Source organism: Oleiphilus messinensis, from assembly GCF_002162375.1.
GTDB classification, from domain to species: domain Bacteria; phylum Pseudomonadota; class Gammaproteobacteria; order Pseudomonadales; family Oleiphilaceae; genus Oleiphilus; species Oleiphilus messinensis.
This window is the reverse complement of sequence record NZ_CP021425.1, coordinates 2,954,482-2,979,545: the sequence shown is the minus strand read 5'-3', so window position 1 is coordinate 2,979,545 and position 25,064 is coordinate 2,954,482. Positions and strand designations below refer to the sequence as shown.

Sequence of the window (25,064 nt, the reverse complement as noted above, 5' to 3'; positions counted from 1 at the left end):
CCGAATCATCCAGCGTAATGCATTAATATCCGCGTACCTCGCATTTTATGTACGCGGATCAGCAAGTTGCGAGTGAAGTGATTCCCCAGGGGTGAAATGAATAAATTTACATCCATCTGGCGCTGCTGGTTTATGCCAGATCCCTTTGGGCACTACGAAGGATGATCCCGCACTCACGGAGAATTTGGGCGTTTCAGAACCGTCAAGCAGGACTATTTCGAACTGTCCTTCGAGGATATAGAAGAACTCATCTGTATCAGGATGCATCTCCCAAACAGGTGATTCACCAGAGATATCACAAACGCCAATATGGTGGTCGTTGAATTTATGCAGATTAAGGAAGGTGCCCTTTGGGTGTTTGGACAACTCCTCTATGATATTAAACACATTCATTTACCTTCTCCTTTGTAGAATCTCTTTGACTATTTCTACTCCTTTTCCATGAACAATCCATGTCAATTCAGTCAGATAAACAATGGGGCTGATCAGTAGCGACTTTAAAACATGTTCATTTCTGGCTCTTCACAGACTTATAAATGCTTACACACATCAACGTAGCAGTCTCAGGGCACAAACTTGAAAACTCTTTTGTTGCTCGAATTCTATCAGGGCTTTAACAGTTAACGAAATACTTGACTAAACCTACTCATAAACAGTGGTTTGTACAGCATTGTTTTCTCATGGATGGAGGTGATGATTATGGCTGAATTTCTATCGATAGGCGCTGCCGCTTTTCTGCTGGGTGTGGCCGTTTCCACCCTTCGTCGCTGGGAAAAAGAATCACGATTTTTCTCAGATTTCCGTACGCCGGGTGACCATAGTCGTTAAGAGCCATCGCCTAGTGGATACGCCAACGAAAACACTCACGTTTGAAACCCGACTTGATTTGATTTATGAGCAGGATGCGGCATTGTGTCAATATGCCGAGCTGTGGAATCAAGTGAAGTTTCGTTGGTTTGCTAACTTACAAAAGCCTAAAGCCCAGCAATTGAATCGTACCCAGTTTATGCATGAAATGGGGATGCCGTTCAGCTATCGGGTGTTTCAAGGCGTCCAGCAAAGCATTAAAGGCTTAATCCAGTCTTACCAAACCAATCGAAACAACCGACTGGTGACGCTGGACGTTAAAATCAAACAGCTGGAGAAGACGCTCAACAAGCTAAATAAACGCTGTGATCATGTTGCAGAGAAAGGCTGCCCGCAACAGGCGAAACAACTTCGCAACAGGTTACGACAGAAGGAAGTTAAACTGCGTCGTTGGCAGCAAAAGCAGTCCGCCTTGGTGGCCGAAAAACAGGAAAACAAAACACCGATTTGTTTTGGTGGTCGAAAGCTGCTGAAAGAGCGTCAAGCGTTAGAAACGGGTTCGGCCATTGAAGGCTGGAAACAACGCTGGCACGAAGCACGACACCGCGAATTTCTAATGGTGGGTTCTCATGATGAATCCTGGGGCTGTCAAAATGCCCAGCTATCGCCCAGTGAGCAAGAAGATGCTTACCAGCTAAAACTCCTGGTGCCCCACCAATTACGCGCCACGTTCGGCACGACCATTAACATTGATCGCCTGCAATTCAAGCATGGAAAGGCGGCGATTGCCCAAGCCGTTTGGCAGAATCAGGTTAAAAAACACGATAAATCAATCAAAGGGCAATCCCTGAGTTTTCGATTTAAGCGAGACGAAAAAGGTTGGCGGTTACTCGTTAGCGTGGAAGTGGCAGGCCCAACAGAGCAAGCAGAGTGGATCGATGATGACCAAGGTGTCATCGGTGTAGATGTCAACCCGGACCACTTAGCGGTCGTCGAGCTGGATCGAAACGGTAACCCACTGCAACACCGAACGTTTGACTTACCGTTACACTATAAGAATGATGCTCAACGGGCAGCCATTATTGGGGATGCCGTACGAGACCTGATGGACTTTGCCGCACAGCAAAGTAAAGCGGTGGTGATTGAAAAGCTGGATTTTCAGCAGAAGAAACGGCAATACCAAAAGCAGGATCATCCTCAGTATGCCCGTATGTTGAATGCCTTTGCTTACGGTAAGATCAAGGACTTGATTGAAACGCAAAGCATTAAACGCGGCATACGCCTTTATCGCGTCAATCCTGCTTATACCTCATTATTGGGGCGGATGAAATATCGCGATCGACACGGTTTCTCAGATCACCATGCGGCCGCGTTAGTGATTGGTCGTCGGCATTATGGCTTTAAAGACAAGCCGCCAAAACAACTCATTGGTATTAACGCGAAGGGTACCGTTAAGACCGAGCATCCGCCTGTAAGGATGGCGCTCGGGGATTATCAGTATTACAACAAACTTCAGCGTTGGTACCAACCACTCGAAAAATCATTAGATTTTCTGAGTGGCTGGCGTCACTTTCGTCGTGTGAATTGGGTTAGTTACTCCGTCGAGGCTCGCCTTGATGGTAGACCGGGCATGAGTCCCGACTTGATTCAGGAAAGCGTAACCCTGCTTTCCGCGCACCCTGCGCTGTAGGGATAGGCTCGTTTAAACCTTGAGTAGGTTTAAGCAGGTTTATGAAAACGGTATTCGGCACTACCCGTATCTTGTAGAATCATAAGTGGGACTGAATTGACACTGGGTCTGTTGACCCTAAATCAAGACGAGCAACTTTTTTCATGTTTTATGGATCGATGCGTAAGAAAAAAATGCCTATTGAAACCTACTTCATCAGCGGCCACCTCGATTTATCGGATGAAGAGTTTAAAGAATACTATGTTCCTCAAATCGAATCTGCTTTATCGGAGAACGCTCGTTTTGTAGTGGGCGATGCGCGGGGAGCGGATTGTCTCGCTCAAGCCTATCTTGCCGGTAAAACAGCGTCTGTTACTGTGTATCATATGTACAATTCGCCTCGAAATAATGCAGGTTTTAAAACCAAAGGTGGTTTTAAGTCTGACAATTCAAGAGACCGGCAGATGACTTTGGATTCAACACAAGACATTGCATGGGTGCGACAAACCAGAAACCATTCCGGCACACAGCGAAATCTGGATCGGAGAATGGCGCTTAAAGTAAAATGAGTCTTAAAAGAGAAGTTAGAGCGATGCCTTCACTAAAGGAAAAATTGATTGCAGAAGTCGAAAAAATACCAGGGCTTCGCAATATGGCCTCCCCCGTTGCAGGTGGCTCTGCCCTTCACTATCACGACAAAGAATTTGCGCATTTCCATAATGATAACGAACTTGATTTGAGACTAACTAAAAAGCTCATCCAGCAGGAGAATCTGATTCACCCGCCGGATTCGTTTGTGCACCCCAAAAGATCGCCTAATTCTCCTTGGATCGAACTCAGATTCAATACAGATGCAGAGATGAATGAAGTCGTCAGATTAGTAAAACTGGGCGTGACAGCAATATGAAAACGCTGCAAGCACAAATACAACTCGTCTATTTGGCAGAATACATCACATCCGTTCTCAGCACATATTTGATACCATCCCGAGAAGGTACGGCTCTGTGACGAATCTTGTGCAGTTAAGAACGGGTGAATAAATTCCGGCTCGAGCTCTTCTTTTCGCGTTACTTCTTGTTTCTATGATTTTCCAATTCGGTTCTTAGCTCATGCGCCATGCTCTGAACTTTGGGCAAGAATGACGTCATCATTCCTTGTGAGATTTTCATAGAGTCAGCCATAACCACCGGCATTTTTTCAACCATGGAACGACCCGTTTCAGAATGGTAAAACGTCAGCATATCTTGAACTTCTTTTTCAGTGTAATGCTTTAAATAGATATCAATCATGGGTTCTTTCAGTTTTTCCCAATTCATTGTTTCTGTCATAGCAGAAAATACCTTTTTCATGTAAGCATCAAATATGGGCTGCTCGTCGGGCTTGACACCCAATTGCGCGCCCATACCTTGGAAAACTTGGTTCATCTGACCATACATACCATCAATCATGGATTCCATATTTGTAACGCGAAGGAGTTCTTCTACGCTTTCCCGTTTGCTATCTTGCGAATACGCACTGAACGACAAGAAAACCCCAATTACTACAACTACCAATTTCTTCATTAAGTTATCCTTACTTTGTATTTCGCATGATGGCCAATTAGCCTAGACGTTTCGTGAGCGATTCAGTCATGATTCTGCTGGGTATGATAGTCCCGGTCAGCACACACGCACAACGGCAGTCCCTCCGAAATCAAATACAGATCACTTATTATGCTGTAAACTAGCGGCTAGGACACTTTTTGTTCTGTTAAGTTGACCAGTCCACATACGCATTTAGTAGAACCTAATCAGACCACCTGCCCACGCCACATAAAATACAACCGGCCTTTACAGTAGCGTTTAAACAAATTTGATTCTAAAGTTATATGCTATGCTGGCTGGTATTCAATTAGGAAGACTTTCGACTGATGATCAGGTTCTCATTGATTTATCTCCGGGTAGGGACTCCCCGGCATTCACTCGCGTTTAAACCTGTTTTAAAGCGGTTTGCAGCGGTTCTGGTGTCACTGGGTCTATGTGCAGGTAGCGTTTTTGCAGCCCATGGGGAAGTGCCTCCCGAGGCAGGGGCCGAGCGCGCTTCTGATTTTATGTTTTTCCTTGAAGATGAGCCGGTTTATACCTCTTTACAATCCAGTTCCCCCGGGTTCATGCTGAGTGTCGTGAACGAAATGCTGAAACGGATGAAGAAATCTGCCAGCAGACAGTTTCTCCCCTGGAACCGGGCCCAATTACTTACGATGACCACGCCTAATGCGGTGATCTTTCCACTCACACGGAGTAAAGAGCGGGAAGACAAGTACTTGTGGATTTGCAAAATTCTGGACGTTCCGGTTACCTTTGTCACCAAAGCGCGAACCGGGCGCACTGTCGACAGTTTTGAAGAAGCGCGCAATATACGTGGAATTGGCGTAATCATCGGAACCCCTCAAGAAGTAAAGCTGCGTGAGGAGAATATTCCTTACATCACCTTTAACGGCAAAAGCCTGTATGGTGCGCTTTCGGATAACCGTGTTTTAGCACTCTATACGGCGATTCCCGAGGCCGCAGTTGGATGGCGCAAAGGAGACCACCCAGGGAAACTGATATTCGGCCCTCCCCTGCAAACTCTGCCGTTATGGATTGCAGCTAACAAAAGCTCTGTAGATATTGATATTCGTGCCTGGCAAAAAACGCTGGATGGCATGCAGTCAGATGGCTCCTTTGCTCGTATATTCGAGCGTTACTTCGAAACACCGTATGCCCAGGGCCCTGTGAAGTAAGTCAAATTATTGAAAAACTCCTGATTTTCAATCAACCGCTCCCGTATCACTGAGTTAGACATAATGCCTAACGCTACGTGATTACTATGGCACTTCTGACGCACTTATAACGACAGACTAGTCAATTACATTTGGTACACATGTGCTTCAATCCCGGCAATCTGCCTATTATCAAGGGTTTCAGAGGTACAAATGCACACAACAACAAAGTCAAAATGGACAAATTGGTCCTTACTCACGCTCGCATCTTTCACGCTGCTGCTTTCAGGCTGCGGCATGATTCCGTTCAGAGATCATGTGGACCCCATTCCATTGACCATGCCAACGGAAGCCACTTACTTTGATGTTTACATCAAAAGCTTCGATGGCACCAAGTTGTCGGCCACCATCTACCAACCCAAATTGGAACCCGGTGAAACCGCACCATTAATCATTCAGACTCACGGCTTTGGCGGTCACCGAACCTTTGATCCGCGCAGCATTTACGGCTTGTTTATTATTTCCGGTGAAGCGGCAATCGAAGCCTGGAAGCAAGGGTACTGGGTTATTTCCTATGATCAACGGGGCTTTGGCTACAGTGATGGCAGCATCCACTTGATGCACCCCGAGAAAGAGGTTGAAGATTTAAGCAGCGTAATTGACTGGGCAGAGGACAATATGCTGCGAGTGACCCGTGACGAAAACGACGACATGCTAATCGGCACAATGGGCGAAAGTTACGGCGCAGCGGTACAAATACTGGCAAGTATGAATGATGAACGCATTGATGCGATTGTACCGGTCGCCTCATGGTACGATCTTGAAGAAGCCATTGCACCAAACGATCATGTAAAAGGCGCATGGGGTGGCACCCTCGTCGGCCTTGGAACTGTATTGAGCTTTTTTGATTTTGGCATGGCCTTAAATCGCGAATACCTGTCATTGATCAGCGGTGAAATGAATCCGCAAGTCGAGGCAGACTTAGCCATTCGAAGTCCTTCACACTACTGCCAGCAGGGGAAAAGCGTTCAAGCCGATGCGCTCTTTATGCAGGGCTTCAGAGATACTCTGTTTCCGGTTAACCACGGTGTGAGCAACTGGAAGTGCGCAGCTAAAAACGGTAATGATTCCCGGCTGATTGCCCTTCAGGATGGTCACATTCTGCCATGGCCGGTACAAAGCTGGTCGGGCTTCCCGCTGTTTAATACCCAACCCAATATAAAATGCGGAGACAAGCAGTTTTCAACCATTGATATGATTGTCAGTTGGTGGGATCTCAAATTGAAAAAGAAGCCGATGGAACAGGATATTCCAAAACTCTGCGTAACGCTTTCTGACGACGACGGGCAGGAACTGGTTCAATTGACAACCGGTGGCACACCTCAACCCATTCGCAAAACCGAGGTCAAACTCATGCAGAGCGGCTGGTTTGAACTATTTATGGAACCCATCGATATTATGACCTCCTGGGTTACGCCTGAGGATGACCTGCGCCCCGCAAGTCAGGAAGAAACGACTGGTGGAGGCTTCAGACCGGCCTTTATCCCTGTAGAAAAGATCACGGAAGCCAAGCTTTTAGCAGGCATACCAAAACTGAAAGCAAATTTCACCACAACTACAGATGACCAGGAAGGGACTGCGTATTTAGCAGTCGGGGTTCGACGCAATGGATCACAATACGTGGAGATTCTGAATGATCAGTTTACACCATTACCTGGTGATGCGACGTACGAAATGAGCCTGCCAGCCATAATCAAACAGCTTGAACCCGGCGATGTGGTTGGCGTTGTGGTTCAAGGCTTTACGATGCAATACTTTCTGGATCCTGAAGGCTGGTTCAGTTATGGCGAGATTGATGGCACAATCGAGTTACCTTATGTCAAGGCGACCGAGCAGCTGGCAACAGCCCATTAATGACTCTATCTTTTGGACTTGAGCTTATACTTTAAAAAACCCCAGCTTTTGTCGAACCGCATCAACCTGAGCACCAATATCTTGGGTTGATGCGACGACTCTCCCCCCCGGCCGCTTTATTTGCTCCGCGATGATCGTCCCGTCTTCTCCCACGAACAACGCAAAAACCAAGTGATCTGAATTCAGAGCTGCATCGATATACTTCAACGAATGACTGGAATCACGGCGATACGAAATAGCAAAGTCCGCCACAAGTTGATCCCGTTACGGCACAATTTCAAGATGACCGAATTCATCACATTTGAGCTTTAGCTCGAATTCTAGAGTAGACACTCGGTAACAAAGCCGATTAATCTTCGTCCTGAAATTAAAAACAAGTTCTAGGAATCATTCGAATATGCTTTACCCGCATAGATGATTCGGAAGAATTTAGATAATGAAGCATGGAATGCAAACTTAGACTATCTTCAAATAATCAGAGCATTTTTTGAACAACAGTTAACACTAACAACAGGTAGAAATTGACTGTTAAAAGGTAAATTGACAGATCATTTTCAAGGGACAGCAATGAAAAAAATTATCAGTATCAGTTTGGGGCCTTCCAGTCAGGATTATGAATTCTCAACACGCTTTCTGGATGAATCGTTTTCCGTGCAGCGTATCGGAACCGATGGCGATGAAACCGCTGCGTGGGAACACCTGCAAAAACTGCAAAGTAAATGCGATGTCGTTGGTGTTGGCATGGTCAGTGATGACTACGCTGTGGGCGACTACCGTTTTGAGCACCCGGAAACCAAACGTCTTACCAATGTCGTTACCCGTGTGCCGGTGACTACAGGCGCGAGAATTCGCCGTTTATTGCAGTGTTCTGCCGTGCGTCATGTACAAAAAAAATTGGGTAACTATTTCGACAATAACAAAGTCCTCTTCCTTTCAGGGATGGAGAACTATGAAATGGCGATGGTGATGTCGGAGTACACGCCTAACCTTAAATTTGCAGACCCGGTAATTCAAACCGGCGTACCCAAGATGCTAAACTCCATTACTGCACTGGAGATGTATGCACTGGGTAAACACAGTATTGACCGGTTGAACCCCGTAAGTTCAATCACACCGGACTTACCCAAAATTCCCAAATTGGTTAAACACCAAATCCGTGCAGCCATGAAAGACTCCCACGTGATTGTGGGAACCTGTTCAGAAATTCTGAAATACGGTGACAAAGAAAGTCTGGAAGGTAAAACACTGATTACATCCTCCGTGATGAGCTCATTCCTTGAAGAATTCAAAAAAGCGAATGTTAACTTAGTCATTGATGTAACACCTGATATCTTCGATCAGGTGATTGGTGTGAACGTGCTGGAAGCGATGATCATTGGCGCGACCAATATTCCAGCAGAAGAACTTTCCATGGCGGACATGCAGGAAATCATTAAGGAACTGGATATCAAGCCAAGCTTGATTCACCCAACAGGCGAGTTCCGCAACATTCGACGGTTTGCTTTCGTAATCCACCCGCTGTCTGCAGAATATATTCGTAACGTTTCGCCAATCCCGAAAAAACTGGCAGGCCCGACGGTAATGAAAGCGTTGGAAAAGACCGTCGCTTACAGCCCTCCATTCGTTTACTCAGAAGTTAAGGGTATTAAATCCCCAACGGGAGCAGAAGCGGAAGGCTGGTTAATTACAGTTGGTGGCACACCGAAAGAGATGCTGGCCCACAGCCCTGAGTTTACCTATAAAAGATTGCTTGCTGCAGCCAAAATGGCAGAAAAAATGGGGGCTCAAATAATGGGACTGGGCGCATTCACCAAAGTTGTGGGTGATGCGGGTGTCACCGTGGCAAAACGTTCCAGCATTCCAATCACAACGGGTAACAGCTACAGTGCCTCTGGAGCCTTGTGGGCAGCAGCAGATGCAATGCGTCGAATGAATCTGGTTAAACCGGTGAAAGGGAAAAAGCTCCCGGCGAAAACAATGGTTGTAGGTGCAACCGGGTCAATCGGATCGGTTTCCGCACGACTTTTGGCCATGGCATTTGAGGAAGTTTATCTTTCCGGACGAAATGAGCGAAAACTTAATCAGCTGAAAGAATCAATGCTGAAAGACACGCCCGATGCCAAGATTTTCGTCACCACAGATTCGGATGCCTACCTGGAAGAGATGGACATGATCGTCACTTCTACTTCCGGTGCCGGGAAAAAGATTCTGGATATCACCAAAGTCAAACCGGGCTGTGTAATCACCGATGTTGCCAGACCGCTTGACCTGCCCCCAAGTGAAGTGGCCAAACGCCCTGATGTACTGGTAATTGAATCCGGTGAAATCGAACTGCCGGTAGAAGATAAATTACATATGAGAGACATCAAACTGCCACAGAATGTTGTCTTTGCCTGTATGGCGGAAACTATCGTACTCGCACTTGAGGGACGGTTCGAAGTCTTTACCATTGGTCGTAATACTGAATGGGAAAAAGTGAAAGAAATTTATAAACTCGGCTTGAAACACGGTATGAAACTGGCCGCTATCTCTGGCGTGAATGGCGTGTTTACAGATGAAGATATCGAACGTGTGAGAAAGCTAGCGGTGGAAGCCCGAAAAACCTGGAAAACGGCTTAATGTTTTCGTTTAACTAAAAAGCCTCCTGTTCCTCCGGCTCAGCCGGAGGAATTTCTTCTCGCATCGATCCAGATCACGCCGCTTCGAATCCCCCCATCCCCACAATCACTTACTTTATTCATGGGATACGCTGAAAAATGCCAACGCGATAAAATAAAACACATTTCTAACTAGCAAGCCCCATATTGGTTCGTTTGACACTTTTAAATTTCATTTTGGTGCGTTTCTTATCATATCCAAACACTGTCAATGATCCAGATCATTAATTTTTTTCAATTTATAACGCTTTTACCTTCGTTTATTAAAATTTTTGTCGCAAATACCGTATAATGGCGCGCGACTTAAAAGACGAAAAACGACTATTGGACTTGTTTGTAAAGGCGAAGAAAAGTAATGATCGCGATAACCGCAGATGTTTTGCTCGTAGGGGCCGGTGTCATGAGCACGACCCTGGGAATGATGCTTAAGCAGCTCGATCCCACCTTGAAAATTTGCATGGTAGAAAGACTTGATCATGTCGCACACGAAAGTACTGACGGCTGGAACAACGCTGGCACAGGACACGCAGCTTATTGTGAATTGAACTACACACCGGAGACCCCGGACGGTAGTATCGATGTATCAAGAGCGTTGGCGATAAACTCATCATTTGAAGTTACCCTGCAATTCTGGTCATATCTGGTTGAAAACGGTGTATTACCCGAACCATCCCAATTTATAAACCGTGCCCCCCACAAAAGCTTTGTCTGGGGAGAGAAAGACGTAGAATTTCTCCGAAAGCGATATGATGCAATGGTTTCCCAGCCATCGTTTGCCGATATGGAGTATAGCGAAGATCCGGAAGTACTCCGAGAGTGGATGCCACTGGTGATGCAAAACCGAAATCCGACTGAACGAGTGGCTGCCACTAAGGTTGAATACGGATCTGACGTCGATTTTGGTTCGCTCACGCGAAGCATGGTAAAAAACCTCGAAAGCCATGAGAACTTTGAGCTTTTGTTGCAACACTCTGTAGTTGATTTAAAACAGCAAAGGAAGGGAAACTGGGATGTGGTCGTCAGAAATGAGCGATCGGGTCGTAATTTTTCCATTAACGCCGGATTTGTTTTCCTGGGTGCGGGAGGCGGGGCGCTTCCACTGCTGCAAAAGTCCGGCATTCCCGAGAGCGTTGGTTACGGTGGGTTTCCAGTCAGCGGACAATGGTTAGTCTGCACCAAGCAGGAAATCGTAGAACAACACCACGCAAAAGTTTACGGAAAGGCTCCTTTGGGTGCGCCCCCCATGTCTGTACCGCATCTGGATACCCGAATTATCAACGGTAAACCTGCCTTATTATTCGGCCCTTACGCTGGCTTCACGACAAAATTCCTGAAAAAAGGGTCTGTGTTTGATCTACCGACTTCAGTTAAATCTCGCAATCTAAAACCTATTGTGAATGCAGGCTGGGGGAATATGGATCTAACCCGGTATTTGATTAAAGAAGTTTTCCAATCCCATAAAAGCAGGGTTGATGCTCTTCGAAACTTTTTCCCTGAGGCCAACGAGAAGGACTGGGAGCTCGCGGCTGCAGGGCAGCGAGTTCAAATTATCAAAGAATGTAACGAGTTAGGTGGTAAACTTGAGTTTGGAACTGAAGTCATTTCATCTAAAGATGGAACACTTTCTGCCTTGCTTGGTGCGTCACCCGGCGCATCTACCGCGGTACAGACCATGATCAACGTCATCGAGGACAGCTTTGGAGCTCGACTTTCAGACGCCAGTTGGTTAAACAAAATGAAAGAGATGATTCCATCTTACGGACAATCCCTGACGGATAATCCTGACTTGTTAAAAAAAGTCAGAACCCGTTCGCTGACTACACTCCAGCTACAGGCGTAACACCTGCATATTGTTTGATTCTGGCCATTTCAGTATGGGGCCTTGAGCCCCTTGCTGAAATAAACCTTTCCTTCAAAATCAATAATAATTACATCAAAACCATCCGTTCTGTTGATCAGATGCAACCCTTCTTCTACGCCAAGTACAAATACTGCAGTTGAAAGCGCATCCGTATCAATGCCTTGTTTTCCCAATACCGTAACACTGGCTACCCCTTTCGCTGAGCGGCCTGTTTTTGGAGTGATAATGTGATGGTGGCGCTCACCCGACTTTTCAAAAAAACGCTCATAGTCACCCGAAGTTGAAACAGCACTGTTCTCGATGGGTACGGATAACGCATTTTCCCCTTTGTTTCTGGGGTGTTGAATACCGACCCACCAGGGACGCCCTTCATGTTGACCCAGAAAATAGGTATCACCGCCCGCACTAACATATCCATGTTCAATACCTATTTTACGCCAGGCTTTGACGACTTCATCCAGGGCGGCACCTTTAGCAATACCGCCAAGATCCAGCTTTACGCCTGATTCCAAAACAGAAACTTCGCTATGCTCATAATCTAAATATATCAACTTACTACCAATTTTATCTAAAGCTTTTTCTAGGTCCGTGTCCGACGGAACGATTGCTTTACGATAGTCATACAAGTGTCCAGCGGATGCGAATGTAACATCAAAAGCCCCGCCTGTGATTTCATAATAGTGTTTTGCTTTTTTTAAAATGCGAAGTGCCCGATCATCCAGCTTTATCGGCTCAAGGTGTGCGCGTTTATTGATACGACTTAATAAACTATTGTCTTTATAAGGGCTCAATTCATTATCATATTCAGTCATTATTTCCTGTGCTGCACGTAAAGCGCTTACTGCTGTTTCAGGGTTTTTAGTCCAAAGCACCACAGAACAGGTCGTTCCCATGCAGGTCCATTCTTCCTCATTCCACTGTGCCAATGCAGGTCGAGTGAACCATACTTGAACGGTGCACAATATGACCAATTGGAAGGCGAATGTAGATGTGATCAGTCTGTTTCTAAGTGTCATACTCGTCCTCACCCAACGAAATTGCGGCAAACAATCAATTTCCTGAATTGTAAGTAATCGTAAAACTGAGCCGGGTAACACATAAATTTAAGTTCCTCAGCTGGGGTATCCCGTGTAGAATAACCTTATAGTACACTTTGATTTTGGCAAGGATTCAGATATTTTTCAGGTTGCAGGAACATCGTTCGCGGAGCAGATATTGAAAGCTGAAGTAAGTTACGCGAGTTGGTTACCAGACCAGTACTACACAGGCGTTATCAGCGGAAGTCAGTGGTCTCCCCAGCCTGACGGGTCACCGTTGACGTTGACCTATTCCTTTCCGCAACTAGCAGAACATTTTGGTCCGACATCCAGCCAGGGATATCAAAACCATACGACAAGAAACGAGCCTTACCGGGATTCCTTCAACCCGCTCCATTCAGACTATCAAGACCTTGTTCGCGATATACTGCTGAGTATCGAAAAATTTGCCAATATCCGCTTTGTGGAAGTCGCCCCGGATCAATCAAGTGATATTCGTGTTGCAAGCACCGGCATGTCTGAAAATTATGCGGGTCTGAGCTATACACCCACTCCGATTCAACCATTCAATGACGCCTTAATCAAACATCCACTTTCCGCGTATAACACCAGCGGTGATGTCTGGATGAACTCTGACTGGTTAAGCACAAATCCATATCTGGATATTGTTCGCTATGTTCTGGTTCATGAGTTAGGGCATTCACTCGGCTTGGAACACAGCCACGAAGGTGGCTTGCCTGACTCCCCTTATACTAACGAAGTCGTTCCAGCGTTGTATGAATACAACCGATATACCGCAATGTCTTACAATGCCTGGCCGGAATTTATCGATACCGGGACTCTGACACACTGGTCAAGTGCCAGTACGTTTATGCCACTGGATCTTGACGCCTTACAATTCCTTTATGGAAAGGCTCAGGATACCAAAAACGATACCTACATTATAAATAACTCACTCACCTCTCCAAACAACCTTGGCATCGGCTTGCTTGCTCTGTCCAACAATACCGACAGCTTCAAGCATCAATATACCAATAGCTATATCACCATCGCAGATTCCGGTGGCAGGAATACAATCATTATCAATAATAGTGGCGACCTCGATATCAGCCTTATCCCGGGGAGCTGGTCAACAACCGGAGGGGGTTATGCTTTGGACAAGCTGCAGGACGCAAATGTTTTTCTGCACGAAGACACAAGAGTCAACGAAGTTATAACCAGCAGCGGTAATGACAGAATACAAGGAAACAATTACGGGAATATCATCACCAGTGGAACAGGCAATGATCTCATTATTACCGGGAGAGGTGACGACACCGTTAAAGCGGGATCGGGAGATGACACCGTTCGGTGGAGTCATGGAATTGACAGCATAAATGGTGACGAAGGCCTGGATCGATTGACTATTCCCAAAAACCTGGAGTCTTTCAAAGTCGATATAACTGATGGCACATTTTCTATTCGTGACCTGGATAGCGGTTATATAACTTCAATGGTGGGTATTGAACGCGTTGAGTTTAACGACAACACCATAGAATTAGAAAACTTTGAACACAATCTGATAAGCAATAACCTTTCTCTCTTTGCGTCACCCGGCGATCTACAAGGATCAGAAATAATCCCGACCAACACGGCACTGGAAGATCGAACCATTTCCTCGACAGAAGCCCAACTCTATCGTCTATACCTGGGCACGTTTCAGCGCAAGCCGGATCAGGAAGGCTTTAATTGGTGGTTACAAAAAATTAACAATAAAGAGATGGAATTAAGGGATTTGTCAGATGTTTTCCTATATTCTGATGAGCTTATGCATTGGGCAGACCTGGATAATTCCGGACTGTTGGGGAACGCTGAATTAGTTGCCTTCATGCGACAAAACTCACTGGATTTACCATTCGAAAATTCAGAAATAATCTGGGAGAAAACCATTTTGAGTGAGTCTCTCTGGCAAACCAGTCTCGACTCGAACGAAGTCACACAAATTGAACTTTATGAGAATATCCTATTCTCTAATGAATTTGCTTTAGCAACCGCTCCAATCGTTAGTGCGTGGGATTTCCTGTCTTGACATTAATTATGGACGATAATCGATCAATCATTAGCGAACCCGCTAATTTCGAATATACTTACACGGAAAAGTTTACGGATTGTTAATGAAATACATTATTGCAGTCTTATTTGCTCTGAGTTTAAGCGCTTGTGGTGGTGGATCAGGTGGTGCATCAGAACCTGGCCCGGATCCAGACCCTCGCCCTATCCCCCCAGATCCCCCCAGTGCAGATTATCATGTTTATGCACCCGAAACCCCAAAGGCGGGTGAACGAGTAGCAATAGCAGTATACTCTGATCGAAAAACCATCGATTCGATTGTATGGTCTCAAGCTACAGGCTCATCTGTTTCGATCCTCTCGGAAACTCGCAAGCTGATTAGCTTTGTGTTGCCTGAAGCGGGTTTCTATAGCTTCACAGCCGAACTGGCCTTTACAGATGGGTCAAGTTCCACTGAGATAATTGAGCTTAACGCCGAAACTGAGTCAAGGGATCAGCTTGATCTGGTATCAGATAAAGTGGTGCTGATGGGGCAAACCCTTACGGTCAGAGCTCAAAGCATGAGTGGTAAACCATTGCTTAACCCCCAATGGGAACAAACCAGTGGCCCTGAAGTTGATGTAGAGTATTCCTCAGATTCGCTCAAATTTGCAACGCCGGCAGTGTCGAAAGACACACTTTTCACTTTTACATTAACGGCCGATACATCAACTGATCAGGATCTACAGGATTCTGTCACCGTACTTGTAGAACCCGCAGTTGCATTCAATAGTCAGAGCGCTTGGTTCAAAAATCGGGTTACCACAACTTCCGCATTCAACACCAGCAGTGAATACGCAAATATCTTGGCAAATTGTGTCTATTCAAACAGTCTGACCAGTTCTACAAACTGCTCGTTTCAGACACTGCCACTCCTCGCCCAACAGTCCTCCACTATCACGATTGCAGATGTAATGGATCGTGTCGTTGTATCTCACCAATGGATGGGCGAAGAATTCCGGAACTTCCTCGAATATATCGATTTCCACACAGACTTCTCCAATCTTTTCGGGAGCGTTACGGCCATTGTTATCGCCGATGATATTAACCAGTCCTTTTTCAGTTCCTCGACAGGTGCAATCTATATCGACCCTCATTTGCTCGGACTAACTCCAGAGCAACGGGCAACAATTGTCCAACAGGTGGATATTCGAACCACCTACGGGAGCGGCCTTCAATTCGGAATTTACTCCCGATATACTAAAGACAATCAACGGGTTGGCCAGCGCATTAGTGAAACAAGTCAGGATCAGTACTCAGTCGAAGATATCAGTTATGCACTCCAACGCCTGCTGTACCATGAGTTGGCTCACGCCAATGACTATTTCCCCGCAGACATGATTGGAAGTTTTGCATTCAACGAATCGCCTCTGTCGGTAGCACAGAACCGGAGAAATAAAATTGAGTTGTCATCTGATTTATTAGTCTCAACCTTTCCGTTGGCCAATAGCTATATGAAAAGTCTGGCGGACGTCAGTTTCGGAAATGACCAAGGTCAGGCAGTTGAACCGAACAGCTATCAGAAATCACTTACTAAAGAAGATGTTGCCCTTGCCTATCAACAGGATGGCGCAAATGCATATTATTCTTACACCAATTCAAGGGAAGATTTTGCAATGCTTTTCGAAGAATTGATGATGCAACTACGCCATGGCGTGAAAAGGGACACTGCAGTTGCAGATAAAGAATCACCCTACTACATTGCATGGGGTCAACGTGGAAGGATTTCTGATACTGCAGTGAAGTCGAGAGCACAATTAGTCTTCAGTAAAATTAGACCGGATCTCGATACCGAAATACAAATCGCTTTTCTTGAGCCTGTTACAGAGCTACAAGCCGGGTCGGCCTGGTTCGATACCATTGAACAAGACGCTCAAAAAATCCAGGCATTTTCCCGTTCTACTACTACATCAGAACACATTTCAGAACCAGTAATCGGCCACCCTCACCCTCTGAACGTGCCGGAGTAATAACTGGCACTTTCTAATTAATCCAAGTTCACAACTTTTATTCGTTGCGGCGTTACCACTAGTGTTGCAACGATTTCGCTCTCGTCGGCATTCTCACTATCCCACAAGTTTTGAGAACGATTAACAACGATAGCGCCCCGCACTATACTTTTGTCCTCAATCATTTGTTCGGAAAACGCATGGATATGCTCGCAAAAAAACTGATTACAAATATCGGAACGTAAATCTCTATTTAAGGCACAACCGACCGCAGTATGATTAATACAGGATGAAGACATCACATTGACATCAAGTGCATCAAGATAAAGAGCAACTATATCCGTCGCTTCCAGATCAGGATTCGCGCGCCTTATGCGCAGTATTGTATTCTCGGACAAATAAGCATGATCGTTTCCACTAACACAACATCCCCCTTTACAGGTAGTGCAAAACTGATCATTTAGCACACCTATATCTTGATGCTTTTTTTTCCGCTCCTCCATTTTAGCGTGTCGTTTGAAGCTCGGTGGTACAGCTTCCGTAACAATCTGTTCTTGTGCATCAACAGAGAATGCTTTTTCGACGATTGTATCCAAATGTTTTCGATATTTTGCTATACGGCTCTCGGTTAACTCTGATACTTTATCGGGCCCAGTGGGCAACGCAAGAACTGGAAATTCTGTCGGATCTAGAGACTCTGCAACCACCATCTGCAGCGCGATTTCCCTGTTTTCATCGTTCTGGGTGGATTGTTTGGCTGCTATTTTGGCTTTATATTCTTCACAGGCTTGTGTACGCCCCTGAATAACTGAGCGATGAAACTCAACTTGTTTCCGAAACAGATATTCCGGAATGCTCGCCTTTCTCTCAAACAATCTCTGGCATTCATGGGCATCGCAGACAGGTTTCTCATACCGCCTAACACCGTTTTCGATACTGTATGGCATTCTGAGTAATTTCTGCGCGGGTATTGCCGCTTCACAAATGTCACACAACACTTTTCCGGAATATCCCACCACCCGTTACCTCCTCTCTCTTAATACTTCTGTATCTAAATTCTCGGTCTAATACAGTTAACAATAGCTCATGTGAGAGATAGCGATTTTTGTTGATATAACGCATCAAATAAATAGGACCCAAATGTATGAATGCATATTATGCATTATCGATTGTTAGGGTATTCAGCTTAAATCCTGCTATTCTTGGCTTAACAAAGCTATAGATGATCTCCGATGAGAGAAAGCAAAATTCAAAAAGCCATTGAACGTGCAGCAGATTCTATAGCCCGCGCAGAATCCATCCTGATTGGTGCGGGCGCTGGTATGGGGGTCGACTCTGGCTTACCCGATTTCCGTGGTCAGGAAGGTTTCTGGAACGCGTACCCCAAACTCGCCAGGCAAAACGTTTCATTTGAAGAAATGGCGAATCCAAAATGGTTTGCAGCATCTCCGAAACTAGCTTGGGGTTTTTATGGACATCGGTTTAATCTGTATCGAACCGTCACTCCGCATCCCGGCTTCAAACTACTCAAGGAGTGGCAAGACTGTCTCAATAAGGACGCATTCGTATTTACGAGTAATGTTGACGGCCAGTTCCAAAAAGCTGGATTTGAAGAACACTGTATTTACGAATGCCATGGTTCAATTCATCACTGGCAGTGCAGCAATGACTGCTCGGGCCAGATCTGGACCGCTCCGGATAACGCGCTGGAGATTGACGAAGAACAACTTGAACTTGTTTCCAGCCTCCCCCGATGTAAAGAATGTGGTGCTGTTGCCCGCCCGAATATTTTGATGTTTGGTGACTGGGATTGGAACGCCAAACGAGCCGAAAAACAAAGCTTTCACTATCAGAATTGGCAAATACAAAAATTTGAAAAGTGTAAAAAGGCTGAACAAAAGTCCGTAACCATTGAGCTTGGTGCAGGTACGGCCGTTCCAACGGTAAGATATGAGTGTGAACAAAAAAGACGTGACAATATCCTTATTAGAGTGAACCCAAGAGAATCTCAAGTACCTGTCGAGAATAGCATCAGTATTCCCCTTGGGGCACTTGATGCACTGAGCGCAATAGATGACTTACTCAGATAATGCGCGTTTATGGATACAACGCTCTTGTTCAGCACGCCATAAATCATTGTCAGTTTTACAGGGTTCACCAAGAATTCGCTCGATATAAAATGGTGGGAACTTCGCTTGCCTCGCACCAATCAAAACATGCTCAACATACCAATCCCAAGGCAGCAGATCATGCTCGATTCGTGTCGCCAAATAGATCAGGAGGGGTGATTCAACCCGTATCTCTGTTTCGGGGTTCAACCACTTACAGTCATAACCATGCCCTACCCCTTCAATCCCGTCCAAAACTGATTTTTGTTCTGTTGTGATTTGATAGACTACACCATAAACACAATCATTCTGGAAACCAGTGAAGTAAGCATCGCATTTTGCAGAATCGTCGTGCCCGACTTTATGGAACCTTAGGTCGTACCCTTTAATCACAGCATTGCACAACTTACGGACACCGGGCAACCGGTTTGAAATCCTTGCCAACGGCAAATTTGATCCATACGCAAAGTAATTGATCATAAAGCGCTACCGATCAATTGATCCAGCTCATGCCACAAGCTTTCGCACAAATCTTGCCGGTAGGCAGCGTTTTTGAATTGCTCATGCTCATCGCGGTACATCGTAAACTTTTTAAGATTGCTGCTTTTAACACATGCACTCACATTAGCCAATCGATCTGCCGCCTTAACCACAAGAGCAAGTTCATGATCACCGACAACACGCGCCATTAGAGCGTAGGTTTGTCGTTTTCTCTGCGCCCGATTACTACCCGGTTTATCCGTCAGAATATCAACGCACTGAGCGACAAAAACGCCAAATTCATTTTGTAATTGATCCAAGGTAACGTCCGTATCTTCAACCACATCATGCAAATAGCCAATAATTTGCGCATTCAGGCCAAAGGGTCCCAGCAATTGCACAACATCCTCCAGATGAACAGAATAAGGTTTATCACCATAACGCTGCCCCTCATGAGCTGAAAATGCGAATGTTTTAGCTTTATCGAGGTGTAAATGGCTCATTTCCGAACGACCCTATGTTTTCAAAAAGCGAGTTGCTCCATTCCATATTTTTGCAACAGCTTTTTGTATTGATCGGCATTCCTGAATTTAACAATGGCGGAGGTCAACTCTGCGGCAATACCTAATGCCTCAGTGTGCTTTCTACTTACCCCCATATAAATTGGGCTTACATCTATGGGGGGTTCGATCACACGCAATTCCCGCTGATACCCTTGACGTTTGACTTGTAATTTAACTGCAAATGGATTTCCAACTGCAATCTCGAATCGAGAGGCAAACAACATGCGCACTAGCGTCGGTTCGTCCAGCACCGGTACTTTTTTGAGGAAATCCGCATCATCGAACGTTTGACCATAGGAGTAACCGCGAATTGTTCCTATCGATAGTGACTCCATGTCTGATAAATTTCCGGTATAGGTCACCGTCGTGGAAGACAACGCAATAAAATGGTTACTCTCGACAGCGTGGGGCACCCCCGTATAAACCACATGAGTCGCCCGCTCACCCGTATTAAAAAAAGTGGTAACCATATCGACACTACCCAGCTCGAGAGACTTTAAGACTCTAGGCCAGGAAAGCCGCTTATAATCAATGGAATATCCCAGCTTTGGAGCAATATACTCCAAAACATCAATCGAAATACCGCTTAAGCGATCCTTGTCATCGACAAAATAGAATGGTGGGTAGTCTGCTTCAGCCAATGCAGCACTTAAATTTTTTGTGTTCGCATCAGATCCGGCAGTGAACCGTTGCTCTGCTGCAGCGCCCGTACATTGCACGATAAACAGCAAACAAATAAAAAGCTTAGTGCTATAATGAGAAACAATATAAAGTATTAAACTCAATGATATCCCCACGTCTAATAAAAAGCGCCTCTATATAAAATAGCACACCACAGCGCTGCGATAGCGTCTTCTTTTGGCTCAGACCGGATAGATATAAAAACAGCCATTAAAGGGTGTTTTTTAAACTCCCTCTCCAAAATACCGTATATTTTCCAGCCAGCAACGCTAAATACTGAAAAAATATAGATTTATTATCAGGAGGAGTCGCACCTCATAGTCTATTATCAAAATAGAGATTAACTTGAACCTCGACACATAAGGTCATTTATATGTTTGGACGATTCGCACAACAATCTGTGCAAATCATTTCTATGGTGAGTTTGTTAGCCGGCTGTGCTGGTCTGACGCCTTCAGAAACACCAAAAGAGACAACGGTAGAAACCAAATCAGTGGAGACAGCACCACCAACAACGCTTAATATCAGTAACAATCCTCAGCAAAACGTTGACCAGGCACTTAAATTCATCCAAAACGGGAGCTATGAAGACGCCAGAGAAATGCTAACCGAAACATTGAAACGTGCTCCTGATCACCGGCTGGCGAAGTTTATTCTTGATCAACTGCAAATCCCCCCCCAACAATATTTTGGCCCGAACTATCGCTTCCATACTGTGCGACGCGGAGAGTCACTCTCAAAAATTGCCAAATCTCAGCTCGGAAATCCATTGCTATTTGTCGCATTAGCTCGTTACAACGAAATCGAGCAACCCGAAGCAATCGATATTGGAATGAAGCTCAAGATTCCTGAGCAAAAAAATGTTGTCAAACCAGAATCAGGAAATGGAGGTCACTTAAAAACGCTTTCTCGTGCCGAAACTGACCTGAATTCCGCCACAGATCCGGACAACGAGATGCCATCACCTCCTTCCGAGGCTGCTCAACCTGAGAATAACACTTCTGAAACAACCCTGACGTCACTCTATGAAAAGGGTGAGTTCGAAAATATGCTTAACCACGCCTCGCGCCTAGTGGTATTGCTGAAAGAAGATGAAGTCAGCGCAAACCGGCAACTTATCGAGAATGTCGTCACAGAACTCGCGCGGGAACAGGAACAACGCAAACTCTATCGTAAATCCTTGGAACGTCTGAACCAGGGAATTGAACTCATCGGTGAAACCACCAACTTCAATACCGCAATTTCACGCTTGAACCGAAAGATTTTAACGCTGGCAGAATTAGAACAGTTTGATGTGAGTACACTGGACCAAGTCGATAGGCAAATATTCATTGATGCCTTGATGAAGTTTCCAACCGTATTTCAAGATCATAAAGACGAGTTAGCGGAGTTAAAATCACCTTTAATCAACAGTTTTCACCGCCACGCACTACTGGCATTCAGACAACAGTCACTGGATGACGCCATACTCTATTGGAATACTATATTAAAAATAGATCCTGAAAATGAACTCGCCATCATCCATAAATCCAGAGCTATTACACTACAAAGAAAGCTACAGAAAATTTCCGACTAAATCTGTAGCTGAACAAGTTAGATTCCAGATTAGGAACTCATTTCATCATATCGCAGAAGATGCTTACTGATCGCAGTGAGCATCGCTTCTTCATCAATTGGTTTTGCAATGTGATCATCCATGCCCGCATTTTCACAAGCAACAATATCGGATGCCATCGCATTTGCGGTCATGGCAATAATCGGAATATCGGATCCATTTGCCAGTTTTCGAATCTCACGGGTTGCTTCGAGTCCATCCATCTCCGGCATTTGCACATCCATCAGAATACAGTCCAGCTCAGGATTACGTTGAAAAACCTGTAACGCATCAAGCCCGTTACTTGCCAAAACCACATGCGCACCATAATCACACAGGATTTCTTCTGCAATCAATTGATTTACTTCTATATCTTCTACGACCAATATAGTCCGGTTGTCGAGTGAAACACGGTCTTCGGAACCCCGTTGTTCCGGTACTACGGAAGCACTTTCTACTGGCGGCTGAAGCGGATTTTCGCCAAGATCTTGCCAAAGCGCAACATCTTCATCACCCGACTTGTGTTCACTCCCGCTTAATACATCTTCAGATGATATTGAGCCACATTGCGAACTCAATGCGAATCTTAAGGATACACTGAAGCGGCTCCCTTCACCTGCAATACTGGACAGCGTTATGTCTCCATCCATTAATTGGGCAAGCTCTTTGCTGATCGCCAACCCTAACCCCGTTCCGCCGAATTTTCGACTCATAGAACTATCGGCTTGCGTAAAAGACTTAAACAGATGTTCCTGCTGCTCCAGAGCAATACCGATTCCGGTATCGGTGACTGAAAACTCAAATTGAACATAATCCTGGTTTTGTTGAACGATTTCTATTTTCAGCTGCACACCACCTTTTTTGGTGAATTTGAATGCGTTACTACACAGATTCAACAAAATTTGCTCTACCCGTAACGGATCGCCAATCAAAGTCCCTGGCATGGATTCAGGGATCAGGAGATCGAAGCTGAGACCTTGGTCTTGGGCCTGACTGGAAAAAATGGCCGAGAGTTTCCTTACAATATCTTGTAAACCAAATTCGGTTTTTTCCAGTTCAAGCTTTCCGGCTTCAATTTTTGAATAGTCCAATGTATGGTTTATCAATGATAATAATGTCCCGGACGCTAACTTCGCCTTGCGAAGATAGTCAAACTGCTTCTCCGTCATTGAGGTTTTAAGACACAAATTTATGAGACCAATAATTGCATTCAATGGCGTCCTGAATTCGTGGCTCATATTCGCCAAAAAATTTGATTTGGCATGATTGGCGGCTTCCGCAGCGTGCTTGGCGTGATTAAGATCTTCAGTTTTACGAATGACTTCCTGGCGGGTATGCTCAGTAGCTCCCGTTAAGATAAGAATGAACGACTGCAACATGGCCGCAATCAGAAATCCACTGGTCAAAATAATCCAACTGGTCCAATCCTTCGACACCAGGCTAAAGTTCTGGGTTGGTATCACTTCAAATTCATATTGTCGTTCTGCGAAACTCATCCGGTGTTTGATTGAACCGAATGTTTCAAAAGGCTCAAATCTGGACGTAAACAGAGGTACCCTGTTATTCGAGTCCGTAACATCTGTAACCCTTATTCCGTAATCCTGACCACTTTGCGTAACAACTGGATCAAATAGATTGTCCATTCTAAAAACGCCACTAATATAGCCTGTGAACGTTCCAACATAATTGGTCAACGGATAATAAGTAATAATGGCTCGACTATTTTCAGATTCCTGGGCCAACCGAAGCGGCTCAGTGGCGACAGGTTTACCAATTGCTTTCGCCAACTTCAGAGCGCTCAAACGATCTGGCCGTGATCCAAGGTCAAAACCGTAGGCTTTTTCATTTTTTGCATATGGGTAAATCAGCAGTACGGGGTAGTAAACATCACGCGTTTCAGCTCTTATTAGCTCTGTTCCAGAACCAAACTGGGTAAAAAACCGGCCTTGTCCCAAGTCTCGCTCAACCTGTTCACGTTGTTCATCTAAAACAGGCTCTATCCAACCGACGCCATACACGGCATCCCCTTCTTCCAGCAAAGACTTAGAGAAACGTTCAAACTCGGTTCTCGTAACACTATCTGAACCGCGATAAAAGGCAACATAGGATCGAAGTTTGTTTTCTGATATTGCCAAACGTTCTTCCAGTTTTTGTATCAAGCGTTGCGCATTCTCTTCAATTTCCTGATTGATATAGGATTGATGGGAATTCAATGAAGCAAAGAAAAACAACAAAACACCCGTAAAAATAATCAACGTAGGGATCGTTGTTAATGCCTTCCTGTTCCGGGTCAGAGACGTTTCTTGGCTTGATAGAATCAGAAATAGTGGCGTGAAGAGTAAAACGCCAATCATGTCACCAACCCACCAGGTGAGCCACGTAAATGAAACATTTTTTTCGCTAATAAAACCATGGTACCAAAGTGAAGCAGATCCGACGGAGGCGGCGATCAAACAACTAAGTGGCGCGACCCAGACGATAAACCGGGTCACATGACCAGGTGCATCTACGAGATATCGATTGCCGATTTTGTGTTTGAATATGAATGCTCCAGCGCTCGCTTGGAGCATTGCCCCGAGACCAATCAACAAACTCAGACTCAAGGCTGTCAGATTCAGATCGGAATAATTTCCGGTGGATACGCCGAAATTAAGGGTGAACGACCCCAGACCTACACCTAACGTTGCTACAAAGGGACGAAGCTTTAACACACAGGCAAGCGCGAGTCCGGACGCTGGCCAGACAGCTGACGCGAACCCGGGTGGAATCGCGAGCGCAAGCCCGAGCTTCCCGGCGAGATAGTACCCAATCGCTGGAATTAGAAATGCGGCTACTGATTTCAGATCAATTACACCCTACTGCAGACAATTTGATAGAATCAGTGTAGTCGAAAACAACGAATCTGAAGTACTCAGG

Annotated in this window: 21 protein-coding genes; 12 read left to right on the top strand and 9 right to left on the bottom strand. The window is 45.3% G+C overall.

The features are described 5' to 3' along the window. Positions 1–45: 45 nt before the first annotated feature. Positions 46–393 carry a cupin domain-containing protein gene (locus OLMES_RS13120; RefSeq protein WP_087461676.1) on the bottom strand — a complete coding sequence of 116 codons (348 nt, stop codon included), beginning with the start codon at positions 391–393 and terminating at the stop codon, positions 46–48. 306 nt (positions 394–699) lie between these two features. On the opposite strand from OLMES_RS13120, the gene OLMES_RS28855 reads away from it, so the two are divergent. From OLMES_RS28855 to OLMES_RS13105, 4 genes are all read left to right on the top strand, one after another. Beyond that, the gene (locus OLMES_RS28855; protein WP_269767751.1) at positions 700–828 is read left to right on the top strand and encodes a MerR family transcriptional regulator; all 129 of its coding nucleotides are present in this window, start codon (positions 700–702) and stop codon (positions 826–828) included. A 13-nt stretch (positions 829–841) separates the two neighbouring features. Next, complete coding sequence (locus OLMES_RS13115; RefSeq protein ID WP_087461675.1) at positions 842–2,497, top strand: IS200/IS605 family accessory protein TnpB-related protein; 1,656 nt, start codon at positions 842–844, stop codon at positions 2,495–2,497. 143 nt (positions 2,498–2,640) lie between these two features. After that, a complete protein-coding gene (locus OLMES_RS13110) occupies positions 2,641–3,045 on the top strand; it encodes a hypothetical protein (RefSeq protein ID WP_232465331.1) in 405 nt (134 codons plus the stop codon). Continuing rightward, positions 3,042–3,383: a luciferase domain-containing protein gene (locus tag OLMES_RS13105; protein ID WP_087461673.1), complete on the top strand. Its 342-nt coding sequence runs from the start codon at positions 3,042–3,044 to the stop codon at positions 3,381–3,383. Before OLMES_RS13110 ends, OLMES_RS13105 begins: the two co-directional genes overlap by 4 nt. Positions 3,384–3,543: 160 nt before the next feature. Here the strand turns inward: OLMES_RS13105 and OLMES_RS13100 are convergent, their stop codons facing one another. Next, positions 3,544–4,038, bottom strand: a complete 495-nt coding sequence (locus tag OLMES_RS13100; protein ID WP_087461672.1) for a DUF2059 domain-containing protein — start codon at positions 4,036–4,038, stop codon at positions 3,544–3,546. A gap of 347 nt (positions 4,039–4,385) precedes the next feature. Between OLMES_RS13100 and OLMES_RS13095 the strand changes: the two genes are divergently transcribed. Further along, positions 4,386–5,237 carry a substrate-binding periplasmic protein gene (locus tag OLMES_RS13095; protein WP_087461671.1) on the top strand — a complete coding sequence of 284 codons (852 nt, stop codon included), beginning with the start codon at positions 4,386–4,388 and terminating at the stop codon, positions 5,235–5,237. Between the two features lie 192 nt (positions 5,238–5,429). After that, on the top strand, positions 5,430–7,130 hold the full coding sequence (locus OLMES_RS13090; protein WP_087461670.1) for an alpha/beta hydrolase: 1,701 nt from the start codon (positions 5,430–5,432) through the stop codon (positions 7,128–7,130). Positions 7,131–7,154: 24 nt separating this feature from the next. Here OLMES_RS13090 and OLMES_RS13085 read toward each other — a convergent pair whose 3' ends face one another. Then, positions 7,155–7,382, bottom strand: coding sequence for a hypothetical protein (locus OLMES_RS13085; RefSeq protein ID WP_087461669.1), 228 nt, complete (start codon positions 7,380–7,382; stop codon positions 7,155–7,157). A gap of 315 nt (positions 7,383–7,697) precedes the next feature. Between OLMES_RS13085 and OLMES_RS13080 the strand changes: the two genes are divergently transcribed. Next, complete coding sequence (locus OLMES_RS13080) at positions 7,698–9,749, top strand: dehydrogenase (RefSeq protein ID WP_087461668.1); 2,052 nt, start codon at positions 7,698–7,700, stop codon at positions 9,747–9,749. Positions 9,750–10,142: 393 nt separating this feature from the next. Beyond that, the gene (gene mqo / locus OLMES_RS13075) at positions 10,143–11,627 is read left to right on the top strand and encodes a malate dehydrogenase (quinone) (RefSeq protein WP_087461667.1); all 1,485 of its coding nucleotides are present in this window, start codon (positions 10,143–10,145) and stop codon (positions 11,625–11,627) included. Between the two features lie 29 nt (positions 11,628–11,656). Here mqo and OLMES_RS13070 read toward each other — a convergent pair whose 3' ends face one another. Then, the gene (locus OLMES_RS13070; RefSeq protein ID WP_157678295.1) at positions 11,657–12,664 is read right to left on the bottom strand and encodes an FAD:protein FMN transferase; all 1,008 of its coding nucleotides are present in this window, start codon (positions 12,662–12,664) and stop codon (positions 11,657–11,659) included. Between the two features lie 199 nt (positions 12,665–12,863). Between OLMES_RS13070 and OLMES_RS13065 the strand changes: the two genes are divergently transcribed. Both OLMES_RS13065 and OLMES_RS13060 read left to right on the top strand, forming a co-directional pair. Next, positions 12,864–14,753 carry a M10 family metallopeptidase gene (locus tag OLMES_RS13065; protein ID WP_087461665.1) on the top strand — a complete coding sequence of 630 codons (1,890 nt, stop codon included), beginning with the start codon at positions 12,864–12,866 and terminating at the stop codon, positions 14,751–14,753. An 85-nt stretch (positions 14,754–14,838) separates the two neighbouring features. After that, the gene (locus OLMES_RS13060) at positions 14,839–16,743 is read left to right on the top strand and encodes a hypothetical protein (RefSeq protein WP_087461664.1); all 1,905 of its coding nucleotides are present in this window, start codon (positions 14,839–14,841) and stop codon (positions 16,741–16,743) included. 17 nt (positions 16,744–16,760) lie between these two features. On the opposite strand, the gene OLMES_RS13055 is transcribed toward OLMES_RS13060, so the two are convergent. After that, positions 16,761–17,738, bottom strand: a complete 978-nt coding sequence (locus OLMES_RS13055) for a hypothetical protein (protein ID WP_157678294.1) — start codon at positions 17,736–17,738, stop codon at positions 16,761–16,763. A gap of 216 nt (positions 17,739–17,954) precedes the next feature. Between OLMES_RS13055 and OLMES_RS13050 the strand changes: the two genes are divergently transcribed. Beyond that, on the top strand, positions 17,955–18,812 hold the full coding sequence (locus OLMES_RS13050; protein ID WP_087461662.1) for an SIR2 family NAD-dependent protein deacylase: 858 nt from the start codon (positions 17,955–17,957) through the stop codon (positions 18,810–18,812). Here OLMES_RS13050 and OLMES_RS13045 read toward each other — a convergent pair. From OLMES_RS13045 to OLMES_RS13035, 3 genes are read right to left on the bottom strand one after another with little or no spacing between them, the layout of a single operon-like run. Then, positions 18,801–19,310, bottom strand: coding sequence for a gamma-glutamylcyclotransferase family protein (locus tag OLMES_RS13045; RefSeq protein WP_087461661.1), 510 nt, complete (start codon positions 19,308–19,310; stop codon positions 18,801–18,803). The two genes, OLMES_RS13050 and OLMES_RS13045, sit on opposite strands and share 12 nt — an antisense overlap. Further along, positions 19,307–19,813: an HD domain-containing protein gene (locus tag OLMES_RS13040; RefSeq protein ID WP_087461660.1), complete on the bottom strand. Its 507-nt coding sequence runs from the start codon at positions 19,811–19,813 to the stop codon at positions 19,307–19,309. Before OLMES_RS13040 ends, OLMES_RS13045 begins: the two co-directional genes overlap by 4 nt. Positions 19,814–19,833: 20 nt before the next feature. Then, positions 19,834–20,658 (bottom strand): substrate-binding periplasmic protein, encoded by an 825-nt coding sequence (locus OLMES_RS13035; RefSeq protein WP_157678292.1) that lies wholly within the window; start codon positions 20,656–20,658, stop codon positions 19,834–19,836. Positions 20,659–20,927: 269 nt separating this feature from the next. Between OLMES_RS13035 and OLMES_RS13030 the strand changes: the two genes are divergently transcribed. Then, complete coding sequence (locus OLMES_RS13030) at positions 20,928–22,130, top strand: LysM peptidoglycan-binding domain-containing protein (protein WP_087461658.1); 1,203 nt, start codon at positions 20,928–20,930, stop codon at positions 22,128–22,130. 29 nt (positions 22,131–22,159) lie between these two features. On the opposite strand, the gene OLMES_RS13025 is transcribed toward OLMES_RS13030, so the two are convergent. Continuing rightward, a complete protein-coding gene (locus tag OLMES_RS13025; protein ID WP_269767760.1) occupies positions 22,160–24,958 on the bottom strand; it encodes a CHASE domain-containing protein in 2,799 nt (932 codons plus the stop codon). Positions 24,959–25,064: the final 106 nt, after the last annotated feature.